The organism is Falsihalocynthiibacter arcticus (assembly GCF_000812665.2).
GTDB classification, from domain to species: domain Bacteria; phylum Pseudomonadota; class Alphaproteobacteria; order Rhodobacterales; family Rhodobacteraceae; genus Falsihalocynthiibacter; species Falsihalocynthiibacter arcticus.
This window is the reverse complement of record NZ_CP014327.1, coordinates 688,305-702,973: the sequence shown is the minus strand read 5'-3', so window position 1 is coordinate 702,973 and position 14,669 is coordinate 688,305. Positions and strand designations below refer to the sequence as shown.

Below are 14,669 nucleotides of genomic sequence, written 5' to 3'. Positions count from 1 at the left end.
TGGGCTTCTCCTTTTTGGGGTCTAGGGCAAAACGTTTTTACGCAACGCATCCACCGCATTTGTCAAAAGCGAGGTATCCACACCCGCGGCGACAAATGTGAAGCCATACTTCAAATACTTTGCCGTGTCGGCCGAACTCGTGGCCAGAATACCCGCCGCGAGCCCGTAACTATTTATGGCCTTTGCTGCGGCTTGGATCGCCGTTTGAACGTCGCTATGGGCCGGATTTCCGGGGTGGCCCAGAGATGCGGAGAGATCCGAAGGGCCAATGAAAATCCCGTCCAGCCCCTTCACGGCCGCGATTTCAGCAATGTTTTCGAGGGCCTCTTTTGTTTCAACCTGCACAATGACACAGATTTCATCGTTGGCCTGCGTGACGTAGTTTGGAATGCGTCCAAACCCGCTTGCGCGTGTGGCGCCCGCGATGCCACGTATGCCGAGGGGCGGATATTTACAGGCTGCAACCGCATTGGTGGCCTCCTGTGCGTTTTGAACAAAGGGTACAAGGATTGTTTGGGCGCCAATGTCGAGCGCACGTTTGATCAGGACACTGTCGTTCCACGCAACGCGCACCACGGAATGGCTGTCGCTTTTCGCAGCGGCTTGCAAAAGGGGCATTAGGCCCGAGACTTCGATGGGGGAGTGCTCGCTGTCAAACAGGAGCCAGTCAAAGCCTGCGCCAGAGATGAGTTCCGCCCCAATCGGGCTGCACAGACTCGACCAGAGTCCAATTTGCGAGGTGCCAGATTTCAAGGCAGCTTTGAACGGGTTTGTTGGGAGAGTGGTTTTCATTCGAACGACACCGCAACGGTTCCCAATGGTCCGAAATCCGCGTGCAGCGTATCGCCTTTGGCGGCCCAAACTGGGCGGGTAAACGAACCAGACAGCACCATATGGCCCGGCTCAAGGGCCACCCCAAAGGAACCTAATCGGTTTGCCAACCAAGCAACAGCCATCGCAGGATGCCCCAAAATACCTGCGGCCAATCCGGTTTCCTCAATTGCGCTGTTGCGGTGGAAGATGGCCCCAACCCAACGTAAATCAACGGCATCGGGGCGCACGGGGCGACCCCCAAGAATTAAGCCAGCACCGGCGCCATTGTCGGAAACCGTGTCATAGATTTTACGGGGTTCACAGACCCGCGCGTCGATAATCTCGATCGAAGGAACAATATAATCCGTGGCATTCAGAACATCGACAAGGCCAATGTTTGGACCCATCAAGCGATCCTTTAGAACAAACGTGAGTTCAGGCTCGACGCGCGGAACACAGAAATCCGCATGCTTAACGACCGCACCATCGCTCAAAACCATGTCTGAAAAGACGTGACCATAATCTGGCTCATCGATGTTTGAGGAACGCTGCATGGCTTTTGACGTTAAGCCAACTTTATGCCCAACAATTTTCGACCCTTTGTCCACTTTAGACTGGGCCACAGCGGCTGAGATTGCATAAGCATCTTCGATCTCAATATGGGGCCAAGCCACTGAAGGCTGTGTTGCCTGAACTTTGGTTTTTTCTGCACGGATGAGGGCATTAACGGCCTCTTGCCGCTCGGAGTCTGTAAGCATTTCAATCTTCCTATAATATCGATAGTATTATCTAATATCGACAAAAACTAAAAAGTCAATATTGTTGGCGAATACCGCTATTGAATGCGCCTCAGCTTGGATTTACAAAAAAGTAACTTTGACGCAGGCCTCACGTGAAGGACTAAGACGTAAATGAGCGAAATCAGAGAAACTGAATCAGAGCGCGCTTATCGTGTCTTGAGAGGGAACATTATCGACGGAACACTTGCCGCAGGGCTCAAGTTGAAAGTTATTCCACTGAAGTCGCAGTATAATTTTGGAGCAGCGCCATTGAGAGAGGCCCTTACAAGGCTAGTTGGCGATAGGCTTGTTGTTCAGGAAACCCAAAAGGGGTTCACCGTAGCGGTCATTTCGGCGCAAGACGCACAAGATGTGGGGCGTGTGCGAGGATTGCTTGAATGCGAAGCCTTGCGGGAATCGTTGCGCAACGGAGATGACGCTTGGGAGGCGCGCTTAGTTGCAGCCTATCATCGGTTGAGGCTGGTTGAAAATCGCGCGCCCACCGAAATTTCTCCCTCGGACCTTGAGGCAAGAAACGCAGAATTTCACGACGCCCTGTTGTCGGCTGCGTATTCTAGCTGGCTTTTGTCATTGAGGGAGCAGATTTATCTCCATCACGAACGGTATCGTCTTCTATCTCGTTCAAACCCCAATCTTGAACGCAATACGCCCGCAGAGCACGCCGCAATTTTTGAAGCGGCTCTGGCGCGGGAACCCGATTTAGCCTGCACTCTTGTAACGGAGCACATCAATCGGACGACGGAAGCGGCAATGAAAGTGCTTTGAAAAGCCGCAATGGAAGGGAACAGTTTGGTCTAATTTCCAAGTGAAGCATCCGAAAACTGTTCTGGGGTGTAAAAGCTCTGTTATAAGTAACCGTTGGTTTGACCCCACATTCCCCTTGGGTGGTTAATATGCGATTCCGTCCCTTCATAGACTTGGAGGGAGTTTCTCTATGGAAGCTACGAATGAGTTTCTCACAAGAATTCCGCATGGGTCAGACGGCAAACGGCGCTGGCCTCTTGAGTTGAAGGCGCGGATCGTTGCGGAAACGCTGATTGAGGGCGCGACTGTGAATGGGGTGGCCAAACGATATGGTTTGATACCCAGCAGCGTTTCAGATTGGCGACGCATGGCGCGGACGGGCAAGCTTGTTTTGCCCAACTTGGATGGTATGGATTTTGTGCCAGTGCAGATTGAAGGTCCGAAGCCGCTTGAGGTGGTTCCAGCGCCACCTATCAATTTGACCTGCGTTGAGTTGCTCAAGGGCGGAGTGACGATACGTTTGGCCGTTGACACCCCTGCGGCCCGGATCGCTGAGACTGCGTTGTGATCCATCCGTCGTATGGGGTGCAGATATTCGTGGCAACCAAACCTGTAGATTTCCGCAAGGGGCATGACGGTCTGGTGGCGCTGGTGCAGAGCCATCTAAAGAAGAAGCCGTTCGATGGAGCAGTCTATGTGTTCCGCGCAAAGCGTGCTGACCAGCTTAAGATGATTTGGTGGGATACCTCTCTTAGTAAGTGGCATTCTTTTTAGGATCTGCCTAATCAATGTTACAAAATTCCATAATTTCCAGCAGTCCGCTCAACACATAGAGGTTCTAGAACGTCCATCTCCAAGTCGAAGACCGAACTGTGGTATCGAATTTTGACCCACTAGGCATAAAAAACGCCGATGCTCGGGAGGAGGTGAAAATCGCTGTCTTATGTGCGCGCCTCGCCAAACCTCTGGGAGGAGGATACCAGTTGCCAGCTGAGAAGTTTGCGCAGTGTGTTGTGTCGATCTGTTGAACCCGCCGAGGAAACCGGACTTTCGCTGCATTTTGCACCAAGGTCCGCTGGTCGACGCCCGATGGTTTCCAGATAAATAATCTTCGAAAAAAACTCATAAAATCAGCATCATGTGAAACACTTCAGCTCTATTCTGCGAGGCTAGTTTCCGCCTTCCCTAGGTATAAAGTCTACAATAACAATATGTTACATCATATTTTTTGGGGTGGTTTGCGTTTCAACTTTCGCGTGCTCGCCTATTTATCCCTTAGTTTCAACTCCGCTTAACGTAAGTTCTTTACTTTCAGCCCTCAGAATCGTCACTAATTCAGCTTTGCTAATCGGTTTGAAAATGCTCCGCCCGACTTTCAGATCACGCGCATTCGCAATCATCTTTGCCGCGATGATCGTGGAGATTTCACCCCCAGTAATGAAGCGGATTGTAAGTTGGCGGTCCAAGCCGACCAATCCTTCAATTGCTTCAAGTCCATCCATTACAGGCATGTTGACATCTACAAAAAGAAGAGCAGGCCCGTGGCTTTCTTTCAAGCGGTTTATGAGTTCATAACCGTTGGAACACACTTCAACCTTCCATCCTTCTTGTCGGGCGACAGTAGCGATGAAATCCGCGAAGTCGTGGTTGTCATCGGCGATGTAGAGGCTATGCATTTATTTTCAACACGACAATTCCTTCTTCAGGTTGCCTTATGCTAACTTGAAGACAGCACTTTTTCAACGGCCATAAGAAGATCTGCGCGCTGTACAGGTTTCATCATGCGGATATCTTCGGGTCTGAGGCCATTTCCATGCACGGTAGCTTCGCTTGCATAACCAGACATGAAGATTACGGGTAGGTCAGGCCAGCGCTTTCTAAGTTTCTTAGCAAGGGTGGTGCCCTGTAACTGTCCGGGCATAACAATATCCGTCAACAGCAAATTATAGCTCGGATCGGCCTCAAATACGGCAAAAGCAGCATCTCCAGAGGTGGTGGCCATGACTTGATACCCCGCACGCTCAAGGATCATTACTAAGACGTCACGTACGGCAGTTTCGTCTTCTGCTATTAGCAGTTTGTAGCCTTTGCTCGCCGTAGGTAACTCTTCAACCGGCTCTGTAGGAGGTAAATGCAAGGAGGATGCAACTGGGAAATAGAGTTTGAAGGTCGTGCCTTGGTTAATCTCTGTGTAGACTCGAACTGTCCCTCCTGATTGGCGCATAAAGCCAAAAGTCATCGATAGCCCAAGCCCAGAACCTTTGCCTGTTGGTTTAGTGGTGAAAAAAGGTTCAAAAATCGATCCAAGAATTTCATTTGGAATTCCGGGGCCTGTGTCGCTCACAGCCAGCATCACATAGCGCCCAGGAATGAGCTCTTCTTTACGTGCATCGATATAGGGCTGTTCGATACGTACATTGGCCGTCTCTATTGTGAGGCTTCCATGATCTTCCATCGCATCGCGAGCATTAAGTGTTAAGTTGAGTAATGCGCTTTCCAACGAAGCTCGGTCTACTTCGACAGGCCACAATCCTGCAAGTAATGAGGTTTCGACTATAATGCTTTCTGGTAATGCGCGTCCGATCCAATTTTTCGTTTCGCGCACCACAGTGTTGAGATCAAGAATGATAGGGGTCAATGGGGCTTTGCGGGCAAAGGCGAGCATATTGCGTGTTAGATCAGCGCCACGCAATGTGGCATTGATCGCAGTTTCAATCAGAGTGTTTTCTGGCGGGCTTGTGACACTATCGCGCAAGAGTTCCAAGTTACCTAGTATGACGGCCAGTAAATTGTTAAAATCATGCGCGACGCCGCCCGTCAGTTGGCCAATGCTTTCGATTTTCTGTGCGTTGCGAGAAATTTCACGCTCCATCTCTGCTTGCCCTTGCGCCTCTACTTCGCGCGTTGCGTCAAGAATAATCGCCTTTACGTAGAGTTTGCCACTCTCTGATACGGCCTTGCCGTGATAGTCAAGCCAGCGAGTTTGTCCTGTTAGGGTCGTGATCGAGTACCGGTGGAAAATGGGTTCGCTCGTCCTAATCCCTTTAAGTATAGATGCCAAGAAATAGTCTATGTCTTCAGGGGCATGCATTTTCGTGAGTAACATATGATCAGCATAAAATTCTGCGTCCGTGACCCCCCATAACTCAATGCACTTAGGGCTGATGTACAATAACTCAGGATTGTTTGGATCGGTGGCATCATATTCTAAGATCACGCCTGGAATTTTTTCGGCAATCAATCCAAGGCGATCACGTGATTTTTGTAGTTGCTGTTTCGCTTCGTGGATGTCTGACAAGTCAGCATGCAATCCTACAACACGCGAGACTTTGCCATCTCTGTCCGTCTCTGATGTCCAAGTTGCACGTATATATCTGAGTGATCCGTCTGAGTGGCAAGCACGAAAATCCGCTTTATCGTTTACTTTTTCACCCAGCCAGGTCTGCTGCATTTGTGCTCGTAATCGCCCTATATCATCGCGATGGATGATCGCCTCCCATTCAGATTGTGCTAGAGTCCCTGCGGGCCGATCGAGCCCGTAAATTTTCATCAATGCGGTATCGAAAACAGGTCCCGCACTACCAATTTTGTGATCGAACTTCCCCATGCCAGATGCGTCCATAACCAAGCCCAACTGGTTGGCTAAATCCGCTGATTGCATTCCATCATTCACAAATTTTAATGAATAATTCATGATTTGCCACGTCGCGAGAATAGACATAATGCCAACAACAATAAACGCCGTGAGAGTTTGGGATGGCACTGCATATGGGCTCGGCGCATCGCTAAGGCTGCTTAGGTACCAAAGTGGTATCAGATGAAGCAGTACAAACGCTACGATGATATACTTGATTGTGGATTTTTGAATGGTCGGCCAGTTCGTCGAAGGGGTTAAGTAATGTGCTGTAACTCCGATGGCCGCGGTTGCGAGATTCATAAAAACAGCGATACCCAGCATTGGGCCGCCAAATGTAATCCGATAGTACGCGCCACACAGAGCAGCAATCAGACCCCCTATCGGTCCCCCAAGGTAGCCCGCCAAAATGAGTGGTCCGGCCTTAGCATCGAGCTGTGTAGGAATGATTTTGAACGAGATAGAACTTATTCCAAGTGAGATCACCATCACTCCGAAGATGATGCCTAACAAAATTTGTTGAACTAGCTTTCTGCCTCTCAGGCGGTCGGAAGCAAATACAGAGTAAACAAGAACCCCAGCTAGCAGTAGCGAAGTTAAACTTTGTAGAACTGACGCAAACACACTTTTCTCCAATGTAGGGGGCAAATAGGCCGTATTTGCGAGGTGGTATCCTAAACCGTAACGCAGGATGGACCTTGGGTCCATCAAGGCCTCCGTGGAAAAGACGGGGTCTATCACGGGAACGCGTTACAACGGCATACCCTTCCCAACCGTCAGGACCAACGCGCATAGTGGTCCATTCCTTATGGCTTGTGTCTAGCCAAATGGAACCCTCACTCTTGCTAAACGGATCAATTGCCATACGATTCAACTGTTGTAGGACGACCTGAAGGTGCGGTTGACTCATATTTACCTCGGCACGGGCCATCAGTCGAAAATGTTCTTTGAAGTTCGTATCCACATCCGATAGTAAGTTGTATGCAATCAGATGAATGCCTTGTATGATTTTGATGAAATTCCGTCCCTAAAAATCAGAGTGGAATGATGGCGACAAATTTGAACCGATCAGATGCGATTTACGCTTCCCTGCGGAGGGCCATTTTGGAACAGGCCTTGGCGCCAGGAACTAAATTGCCTGAGGATTCTATTGGAGAAACATTTGGCGTCAGTCGCACTGGCGTACGCAATGCGTTTGTTCGCCTGTCGTCTGAAGGTTTGGTTGAGATGCGCCCTAACAAAGGGGCTGCTGTTGCCACGCCGACGCTGGAGGAAGCCGCCGATGTTTTTACGCTCCGGCGGGCGATTGAATGCGAGATCGTTAAGCGGTTATGTGAACGGATCAGTAAGGAAACGATTGACGCGTTGCTGGCCCACGTGAAGGAAGAAGAGCGCGCTTTGCTCAACCCCAGTCCGAGATCCATTCGTCTTGCGGGGGAGTTTCACATCCTTCTCGCGGAGTTGACACAGTCGGCTTATATGACCGATATGGTCAGTCAAGTTGTCTCGAGATCATCGCTAATTTTGGCACGATTTGGGCGACCTCATTCGGCGGAATGTGGCATTGATGAACACTATAAATTGATCGAAGCCCTTAAAGTGCAGGACGCCGAGGCTGCCATGTTGATAATGCGAAGCCACCTTGATGCGGTCGAGGAGCGGGCCTATCAGGAAGACGAAGTCTCCCTGCCAGATGCCGCGTCAATCTTGCGTAAGTACGCAGAAAGTATGTAGTTATTCTAACCTATTGCGCCGCTTGATCCTCGTTCTCTAGGTTCCACATTTCCAGCGACGGTGTTGCAAGATCGAACTGATCCGAAGTGCGCGCGTAGCCAATTCCGCCCATACGCCCTACCGCGTGAAGGCCTTGTTGGTTGACGTATTTACGATCTCCATCGACCAGATCACTGCGCAAGTGGAGGGCGACAACACGTCCCAAAACGATTTGGCGCGAGCGTCCCAACTCAATCGTCATATGGCGCACGCATTCGAAGGCCGCAGGAGCTTCGCCAATGCGCGGGCAAGGGACGTGCGTCCCTGCAATGGCGGTTAGGCCAGCTTTTTGCATTTCATCCACACCCTTGGGAAAGGCAACCGCACAGATGTTCATCCCAGTAACCAGATCATCATCAACAATATTGACAGTAAAGGCCTCGGTCAGGCGAATGTTTTGCGAGGTGTCTTTTAGGCTGAGGTCTTTGTGGTTTTCAATTCCAATCGCCAAGATTGCAGGATCGGACGTCAAAACATTGAAAAATGAAAATGGGGCTGCGTTTACATTTCCCTCTAAGTCGACAGTTGTCACAAGCGCGATTGGGCGCGGTACCACCGTGCCGATGAGCAGTTTATAACGCTCGTGTGGGGTCAATTCGTCAAAGTCGAACCGCTCGTAGGTCTTGGTCATAATCATCGTCCTTCATGGATGGGAGTTTGTTGATTCCCCAAAATGTGTCTGGTGCCTTCTGAGTTATGTATCCATAAATTGTATACACAGTTGCAAATCATTTTTAGGTATTTGTTAGGCGATTTGACCATTTCTGCCTAAAAATCACTCGTTTTCGATCATTAAGTTTGAAATTTAGGGCGTAATTCGCAGTTTTCTCTTGGGTATGGGCCTTGAGTTCGAGAAATTTTGTATACAGACGACTTTTGCCGGAGACCCTAGATGGACCAAAATTCAAATCCTGCGCCTCAAACTGTCACATTGAGGCTTAACCAGCAGCAGCTCGAATTGCTTGAACGTACCATAGCAAAAGGCGTTGCCGCCTCGCGCGAGGACTTGGTTCGGTTGGCTTTGCGCGAATACACGCAGAACCATGGGGAGCAGAGGATATGAGCGCGCGGACTTTTATCTCCGAAACATTGATTTTGCCTGGCACAGGAAAGGCGTTTGAGGTGCTTAAAGGGCAGGTCATGAGAATTGAGCAGGTGGCGGGCGGCCAATGTGTCGACTTCAACGCGTTCAATCTGCACGATTACAAGGAATTTATGCATTGTGGACGCACCCGCACGGTGCATGGGTTTCACCCCAGCGAAGGGGATTTCCTATGGTCACAACCGCCTCGCGAAAACGCTCTACTTTACATTTTACGCGATACTTATGGGCGTAACGATGTGTTGTTCCCGCGATGTTCGGCTTATTTATATGAGGCGGCTTATGGGTTCCACGACCATACGAATTGCCACGATATTCAGGCTGAAGCGCAACGGGAATACGGCTTAACGCCTGACGATGTACATGACAGTTTTAACTTTTTCATGTGTACCGAGGTGCAAACCGACGGCACAGCGACGATCACACGGCAAAGTTCGCAGGCGGGCGACTATGTTGAAATGGTCGCGCTGATGGATGTGCTCGCTGTGCCGAATGTCTGTGGGGCCGACGTGATGCGTACATCAAACTTCTCGCTCAAACCCGTGAAAATCACCATCTGGGAAGCCTCTGAGGACGATCTTGCAGCAGTGCCAAAAGTACCAATTTTGCGCAGCCAGCGCACGCCCGATCAATTCCGTAATGCCACGATAAAAGCGACCCGGGAACTGACGGCGGATCCCGATTATGTCGCGGGCTTCACGAATACGCCGATCGTTGAGACCGAAGTCACGATTGAATTGCCCGCCGATTTGGCGACAGCTTTCAACGCTATTGCCAACCGCGAACTCTATGGAGCCGACGATGGCGCGGCCTTGCGAGACATTTTGTTTACCTGGTGGGAAGAACGTTTCCTGCAGGCGAAAAGCGGTGCGCCATCGCTTGAAACACAAGACTGAACAACCCCATAATTTCCAACAGGAGAGTCCCATGACTACCACAAATCTGAACCGTCGTAATTTCATGGCAGGCACCGCCACGGCGGCCTTACTAACCAATATCGCGGGCCCCGTTTTTGCTGCAAGTGATAAAACAGTTGGTATCGTCTATGTGGGATCCAAGGATGATTTCGGATGGAGCCAAGCCCACGCTGTTTCGGCCGCGAAGCTGAAGGATATCGAAGGGATCACCCTGATCGAGGAAGAGAATGTACCTGAAACGGCCGATGCTTCCCGCAGTATGGAATCGATGATTCAGCTGGATGGGGCGGAACTTATTTTTGGAGCGTCGTTTGGGTATTTTGATCCCTTCATGATTGATTTGGCAAAGAAATACCCTGATGTGCAATTCCGCCATTCCACCACTTTGTGGAACAAAGATGAACATCCAGAAAATCTTGGCGGGTATTTTGGCTATATTGAGCAGGGGCATTATGTCAACGGGGTTGCCGCTGGATTGTCCACAACCACCAACAAGCTTGGTTATGTTGCGGCTAAACCTTTGGCTCTGGTTTTGCGGACGGTGAATGCCTTCACAATGGGCGTGCGTTCGGTCAATCCCGAAGCAACCGTACAGCTGATTATTACAGGCGAGTGGTCGCAACCCATTCGTGAGGCCGAAGCGACCAACGCTTTGATCGATGCTGGCTGTGATGTTATCGCCTGTCACGTCGACAGCCCAAAAGTTGTCATTGAGACCGCCGAAGCGCGTGGCGTTAAAAGCGTTGGCCACAATGCCGATCAATCCGCCCTTGCGCCAAACGGCTTTATCACGGGCGCAGAATTGAATTGGGCCCGCGTCTATGTCGATTACGCGGAAAAATTAAAAGCTGGAGAGCCGATCCCGAACTTGATTGAGGGTGGGTATGACAATGAAATGGTGACCTCAACGCCTTTCGGAGCTGGTGCGACAGAGGCCGCAGTGATTGCTGCTGAGGCAGCGATTGCGGGTCTAAAAGAGGGAATGCCCATTTTCGTTGGCCCGTTGCGCGACAACCAAGGGAACACGATCAGCGAAACCACATTGGGCCTCTATGACGGGGCGTTATGGGGCACAGATTACTTGGTCGAAGGCGTGATTGGGTCGCTGTCCTAAGGGGCCGCGAAAAACATGAAGACGATGGCAAACCAAGATCAAATCACTTCCTTTGACGCGCCACTTATGGAACGGGCGGCGCGTCTCTTGGAACCTATCATTCTGACGGTTGGGGCCGTTGTGGCGGGGTTTGGTCTGTTTGCTATTTTCCTTGGTATTCAGGGCATTTCTCCAGTTACTTTTGCCCTTACGGTTTGGCAGGGCGGATTTGGTTCTGCCTTTTCTCTCGCGAATGCTTTGGAGCGGGCGGCTCCTCTCATTTTGGCCGCCCTTTGTGTAGCCCTTCCTGCGCGGGTTGGATTGGTTGTTATCGGCGGCGAAGGGGCAATTGTGATGGGCGGATTGGCTGCCGCGATGGCATCGCAGTGGTTTCTGGGCTGGCCAGCACCTCTTCTTTTAATGGCGCTTGCCGCTGGTCTGGCGGGGGGCTTTGGATTGGTTTCGTCGGTTTTATCCGCCACACGCGTGCCGTGAACGAAACAATTTCGAGCTTGCTGATGTCCTATATCGCGGTGGCGTTGATGAGCCATCTGATCGAAGGTCCGCTGCGCGATCCTGCCAGCCTGAACAAGCCGGCGACTCTTCCGATTGGCGACGTATTTTCCGTAGGGAAAATGCCTTGGGTTGACGTGCATTGGGGCTTGGGTGTGGGCGTCATTGCTTGCGTTTTCAGTTGGGTCTTGATTGAGCGGACAAGCGTCGGGATGGCGGCACGGATCGCAGGCGCAAATGTGCGCGCAGCCCAGTTACAGGGGTTGCCGGTGGGCTTTCTTGTCATTGGTGTTTGCATCCTTGGCGGCGCCTTTGCAGGCTTGGCGGGAATGTTTGAAGTTGCTGGCGTGCATGGCAATGCCAACGCATCGCTCGCGAGCGGCTTTGGATTTACCGCCATTTTGGTGTCGTTTTTGGCGCGGCATAATCCTTTGGCGATTGTTTTGGTCGCCTTTCTTCTGGGCGGGTTGGATGCTTCGGGAGGGTTGGTTCAGCGACGTCTTGATATGCCGGATGCAGCCATGTTGGTGTTGCAGGGCGTGTTGTTTATTTCGGTTCTGGTTGCTGACACGGCGTACGGGCGGTTTCGGATAAATGCGACGCCGCTGTTAAGATTGAGTGCAGTTTTCAATGAAGGGAAATCCTGATGGAGGGCGATTTAGGCCTTTGGGCGATCCCCATTGCAATCCTCGGCGGGGCAATTCGTGTGTCGACGCCATTTATTTACGTTGCCCTTGGCGAGATGATCACAGAGCGATCAGGGCGGATCAATCTTGGACTTGAGGGCGTTTTGGTTATGGGGGCGATGTCGGGATATGGCATCGCTGTTGAAACGGGGTCGGTCTGGGCTGGGGTTCTGGGGGCTGCACTGGTTGGCTTATGCCTTGGCCTGATGCATGGCGCATTGTGCAGCCTTTCGCGGGTGAACGATATCGCCATTGGCATTGCCATGATGCTCTTTGCTATCGGTTTGGCCTATTATCTGGGAAAGCCATACATTCAGCCGCCAGCCCCAAACCTGCCTGATATTCCCTTCGGCTTTTGGGCGACAAACCCACAGCTCAAAGCGGCTTTGAATGTAAATATTCTGTTCCTGATCGGGATTGCATTGACAGCATTTTTGGCGTGGGCCCTGCGCCATACGCGCGCTGGGTTGGCTTTGCGGGTCGTGGGGGATAGTACTGATGCCGCCCGCGCGATTGGCCTGCGCCCCCTTCGTATTCGGATTTTTGCGACTGCATTTGGCGGCGCAATGACGGGGGTAGGGGGCGCATATTTGTCGCTATACTACCCCGGAAGCTGGAACGAAAATATTTCGTCTGGTCAAGGGTTGATGGCCGTCGCGTTGGTGATTTTCGCGCGTTGGAACCCTTGGGGATGCCTTGGCGGGGCGCTTCTGTTTGGTGGGGCGGGGGCGATCGGTCCTGCACTCCAATCGGTAGGGTTTTCACAGGGCTACCATCTGTTTTATGCCGCACCTTATATTTTGACACTTGCTATCATGATCGCCACATCTAGTCGCAATCGGCGCATGACTGGTGCTCCAGCCGCATTGAGCCTGACAAAATGACAGCAAATTTCCTTCAGAATGCCCCCGAGATAGAAGCCGTCGCCCTGTCAAAAAGTTTCGGAGGGTTCAAGGCGCTGTCCAATGTCACAATGCGGGTCAAAGCGGGCAGCTTTCACGCTCTTTTGGGTGAAAACGGTGCGGGGAAGTCGACGCTCGTAAAATGCATGATGGGCTACCATTCACCAGATGAGGGCGACCTGCTGATTGATGGGCGACGGGGTGAAATCAGCTCGCCACGCGTGGCTCAATCCTTTGGGCTGGGCATGGTGTATCAGAACTTTACCCTCGTGCCTTCGCTCACAGGGATCGAAAACCTACTGATTACGCGCAATGATTCAGCCCTCATAATCGATTGGACCAAGGAGCGCGCACGTGTAGACGCGGTGATGGAAACGATGCCATTCCGTGTGCCACTTGATCGCCCCGTTTCCGATTTGGCCAGCGGTGAGAAGCAAAAATTGGAGATCCTGAAGCAGCTCTACCTTGGCACACGTTTTCTGATTTTGGATGAGCCGACATCGGTTTTGACGCCTGACGAAGCGGATGAAGTCCTTGGAGTTGTGCGTGAATTGACGCAATCGGGCCGAATGACCGCCCTGATTATCAGCCACCGGTTCCGAGAAGTCATGGGCTACACCGACGCCGTTACAGTGTTACGCCACGGCGCACTCGTGGGGCATCGAAAAACCTCTGAGACCTGCGAAGCAGAACTCGGACAGATGATGGTTGGCACTTCGTTTCTTGAAGTCGCGCACGTGGCCCGCCCCAAGCCAGCGGTAAAAACACCGGTACTGTCCGTTCGTAACTTGCGGGTAACAACCAAAGGGCAGCCAGATCGACTGAATATTGATGCGTTGGATGTTAATGCGGGCGAAATTCTCGGCATCGCGGGGATCAGTGGCAACGGGCAGCGCGAACTGTTTGAATGTATTGCAGGCCAACAACCCGACCATCACGGAACAATTTCGGTGTCCGGCCAGCCATTTCGCCCCACGCGTAAATCCTTGCGCTCGCTGGGGGTTCGGTTCTTGCCTGAAGAACCATTGCATAATTCTGCGGTTGCCGAGATGAGCCTCGTCGATAATCTGTCCTTCTCCTCTTTCGAATGGACCCGCAAAACGGAGCTGCGGTTTTTCCCATCCCGTCGGGAATTACGTCGCAAAGCGCGCAGATTGGTGACGGAATTTGGCATCAAGGCGCGGTCTTTGGATGCGCCCGTCGGAGAATTGTCAGGTGGCAACGTACAGCGCATGGCCCTCGCACGTGAACTTTCCCAATCAGCACGGTTGCTTGTCGTGGCGAACCCATGTTTTGGGCTAGATTTCGTCGCGGCCCATGACATTCGACGCCGCCTAACACTGGCTCGAAATGAAGGCGCCGCAATTTTATTGATTTCGGAAGACCTCGACGAGTTGTTGGAGATTTCAGATGAATTGGCCGTGCTATATGAAGGGCAATTGGTGAGATGCGATCTAACGGAGGAAAACGCGCGCGATCGCATCGGTCAACTTATGGCGGGCAGTGAGCTATAGAAAGGGCGCGGTTCGTGGCAAATGACTTGAGGCGGGCAGGGTGGTGAGCAGCGCCACTTGAGTGATACTGCGCGGCTCAATGCGGGGTGCCATGGCCTAAGCCTTTTGCTCCAGCTACCCTAACAGTAATTTGGGAAAGGTATTGCGCGGCTCTCTTGCGTTTCAAACTTTTCATACC

General features: G+C 51.6%; 16 protein-coding genes. 11 read left to right on the top strand and 5 right to left on the bottom strand.

All coding sequences use genetic code 11. From position 1 onward, the window contains the following. Positions 1-21: 21 nt before the first annotated feature. Both RC74_RS03470 and RC74_RS03465 read right to left on the bottom strand, forming a co-directional pair. On the bottom strand, positions 22-792 hold the full coding sequence (locus tag RC74_RS03470; protein WP_039002997.1) for an HpcH/HpaI aldolase family protein: 771 nt from the start codon (positions 790-792) through the stop codon (positions 22-24). After that, positions 789-1,571, bottom strand: a complete 783-nt coding sequence (locus RC74_RS03465) for an FAA hydrolase family protein (protein WP_039002996.1) — start codon at positions 1,569-1,571, stop codon at positions 789-791. The genes RC74_RS03470 and RC74_RS03465 overlap by 4 nt, the downstream gene beginning before the upstream one ends. A 153-nt stretch (positions 1,572-1,724) precedes the next feature. Here RC74_RS03465 and RC74_RS03460 point away from each other — a divergent pair, with 153 nt between their 5' ends. The 3 genes from RC74_RS03460 to tnpB all read left to right on the top strand — a co-directional run bounded on the left by RC74_RS03460 (position 1,725) and on the right by tnpB (position 3,131). Next, positions 1,725-2,378: a GntR family transcriptional regulator gene (locus RC74_RS03460; protein ID WP_039002994.1), complete on the top strand. Its 654-nt coding sequence runs from the start codon at positions 1,725-1,727 to the stop codon at positions 2,376-2,378. Positions 2,379-2,547: 169 nt separating this feature from the next. Then, complete coding sequence (locus RC74_RS03455) at positions 2,548-2,925, top strand: transposase (RefSeq protein ID WP_039002993.1); 378 nt, start codon at positions 2,548-2,550, stop codon at positions 2,923-2,925. Between the two features lie 29 nt (positions 2,926-2,954). Then, positions 2,955-3,131: an IS66 family insertion sequence element accessory protein TnpB gene (tnpB, locus tag RC74_RS03450; protein ID WP_169798707.1), complete on the top strand. Its 177-nt coding sequence runs from the start codon at positions 2,955-2,957 to the stop codon at positions 3,129-3,131. 494 nt (positions 3,132-3,625) lie between these two features. Here the strand turns inward: tnpB and RC74_RS03445 are convergent, their stop codons facing one another. Both RC74_RS03445 and RC74_RS03440 read right to left on the bottom strand, forming a co-directional pair. Then, on the bottom strand, positions 3,626-4,033 hold the full coding sequence (locus RC74_RS03445) for a response regulator (protein WP_039002991.1): 408 nt from the start codon (positions 4,031-4,033) through the stop codon (positions 3,626-3,628). A 41-nt stretch (positions 4,034-4,074) separates the two neighbouring features. Further along, entirely contained in the window at positions 4,075-6,615 is a 2,541-nt protein-coding gene (locus RC74_RS03440; protein ID WP_169798706.1) for an ATP-binding protein, read from the bottom strand. Positions 6,616-7,050: 435 nt separating this feature from the next. Between RC74_RS03440 and RC74_RS03435 the strand changes: the two genes are divergently transcribed. After that, positions 7,051-7,725, top strand: a complete 675-nt coding sequence (locus RC74_RS03435; protein ID WP_218918109.1) for a GntR family transcriptional regulator — start codon at positions 7,051-7,053, stop codon at positions 7,723-7,725. A 10-nt stretch (positions 7,726-7,735) separates the two neighbouring features. On the opposite strand, the gene RC74_RS03430 is transcribed toward RC74_RS03435, so the two are convergent. Next, complete coding sequence (locus RC74_RS03430; RefSeq protein ID WP_156477407.1) at positions 7,736-8,395, bottom strand: flavin reductase family protein; 660 nt, start codon at positions 8,393-8,395, stop codon at positions 7,736-7,738. A 261-nt stretch (positions 8,396-8,656) separates the two neighbouring features. Between RC74_RS03430 and RC74_RS23670 the strand changes: the two genes are divergently transcribed. From RC74_RS23670 to RC74_RS03405, 7 genes are read left to right on the top strand one after another with little or no spacing between them, the layout of a single operon-like run. Then, complete coding sequence (locus tag RC74_RS23670; RefSeq protein WP_082802177.1) at positions 8,657-8,827, top strand: ribbon-helix-helix domain-containing protein; 171 nt, start codon at positions 8,657-8,659, stop codon at positions 8,825-8,827. Then, positions 8,824-9,762 (top strand): DUF1989 domain-containing protein, encoded by a 939-nt coding sequence (locus RC74_RS03425; protein ID WP_039002988.1) that lies wholly within the window; start codon positions 8,824-8,826, stop codon positions 9,760-9,762. Before RC74_RS23670 ends, RC74_RS03425 begins: the two co-directional genes overlap by 4 nt. 31 nt (positions 9,763-9,793) lie before the next feature. After that, on the top strand, positions 9,794-10,897 hold the full coding sequence (locus tag RC74_RS03420) for a BMP family ABC transporter substrate-binding protein (protein WP_039002987.1): 1,104 nt from the start codon (positions 9,794-9,796) through the stop codon (positions 10,895-10,897). A 15-nt stretch (positions 10,898-10,912) separates the two neighbouring features. Further along, a complete protein-coding gene (locus tag RC74_RS22855; protein ID WP_236940020.1) occupies positions 10,913-11,371 on the top strand; it encodes a hypothetical protein in 459 nt (152 codons plus the stop codon). Next, complete coding sequence (locus RC74_RS22850) at positions 11,263-12,036, top strand: ABC transporter permease (protein WP_335339577.1); 774 nt, start codon at positions 11,263-11,265, stop codon at positions 12,034-12,036. Before RC74_RS22855 ends, RC74_RS22850 begins: the two co-directional genes overlap by 109 nt. Beyond that, positions 12,036-12,959, top strand: a complete 924-nt coding sequence (locus RC74_RS03410; RefSeq protein WP_082802176.1) for an ABC transporter permease — start codon at positions 12,036-12,038, stop codon at positions 12,957-12,959. Before RC74_RS22850 ends, RC74_RS03410 begins: the two co-directional genes overlap by 1 nt. Further along, complete coding sequence (locus RC74_RS03405) at positions 12,956-14,491, top strand: ABC transporter ATP-binding protein (protein WP_039002984.1); 1,536 nt, start codon at positions 12,956-12,958, stop codon at positions 14,489-14,491. The genes RC74_RS03410 and RC74_RS03405 overlap by 4 nt, the downstream gene beginning before the upstream one ends. The last annotated feature ends 178 nt before the right edge of the window (positions 14,492-14,669 follow it).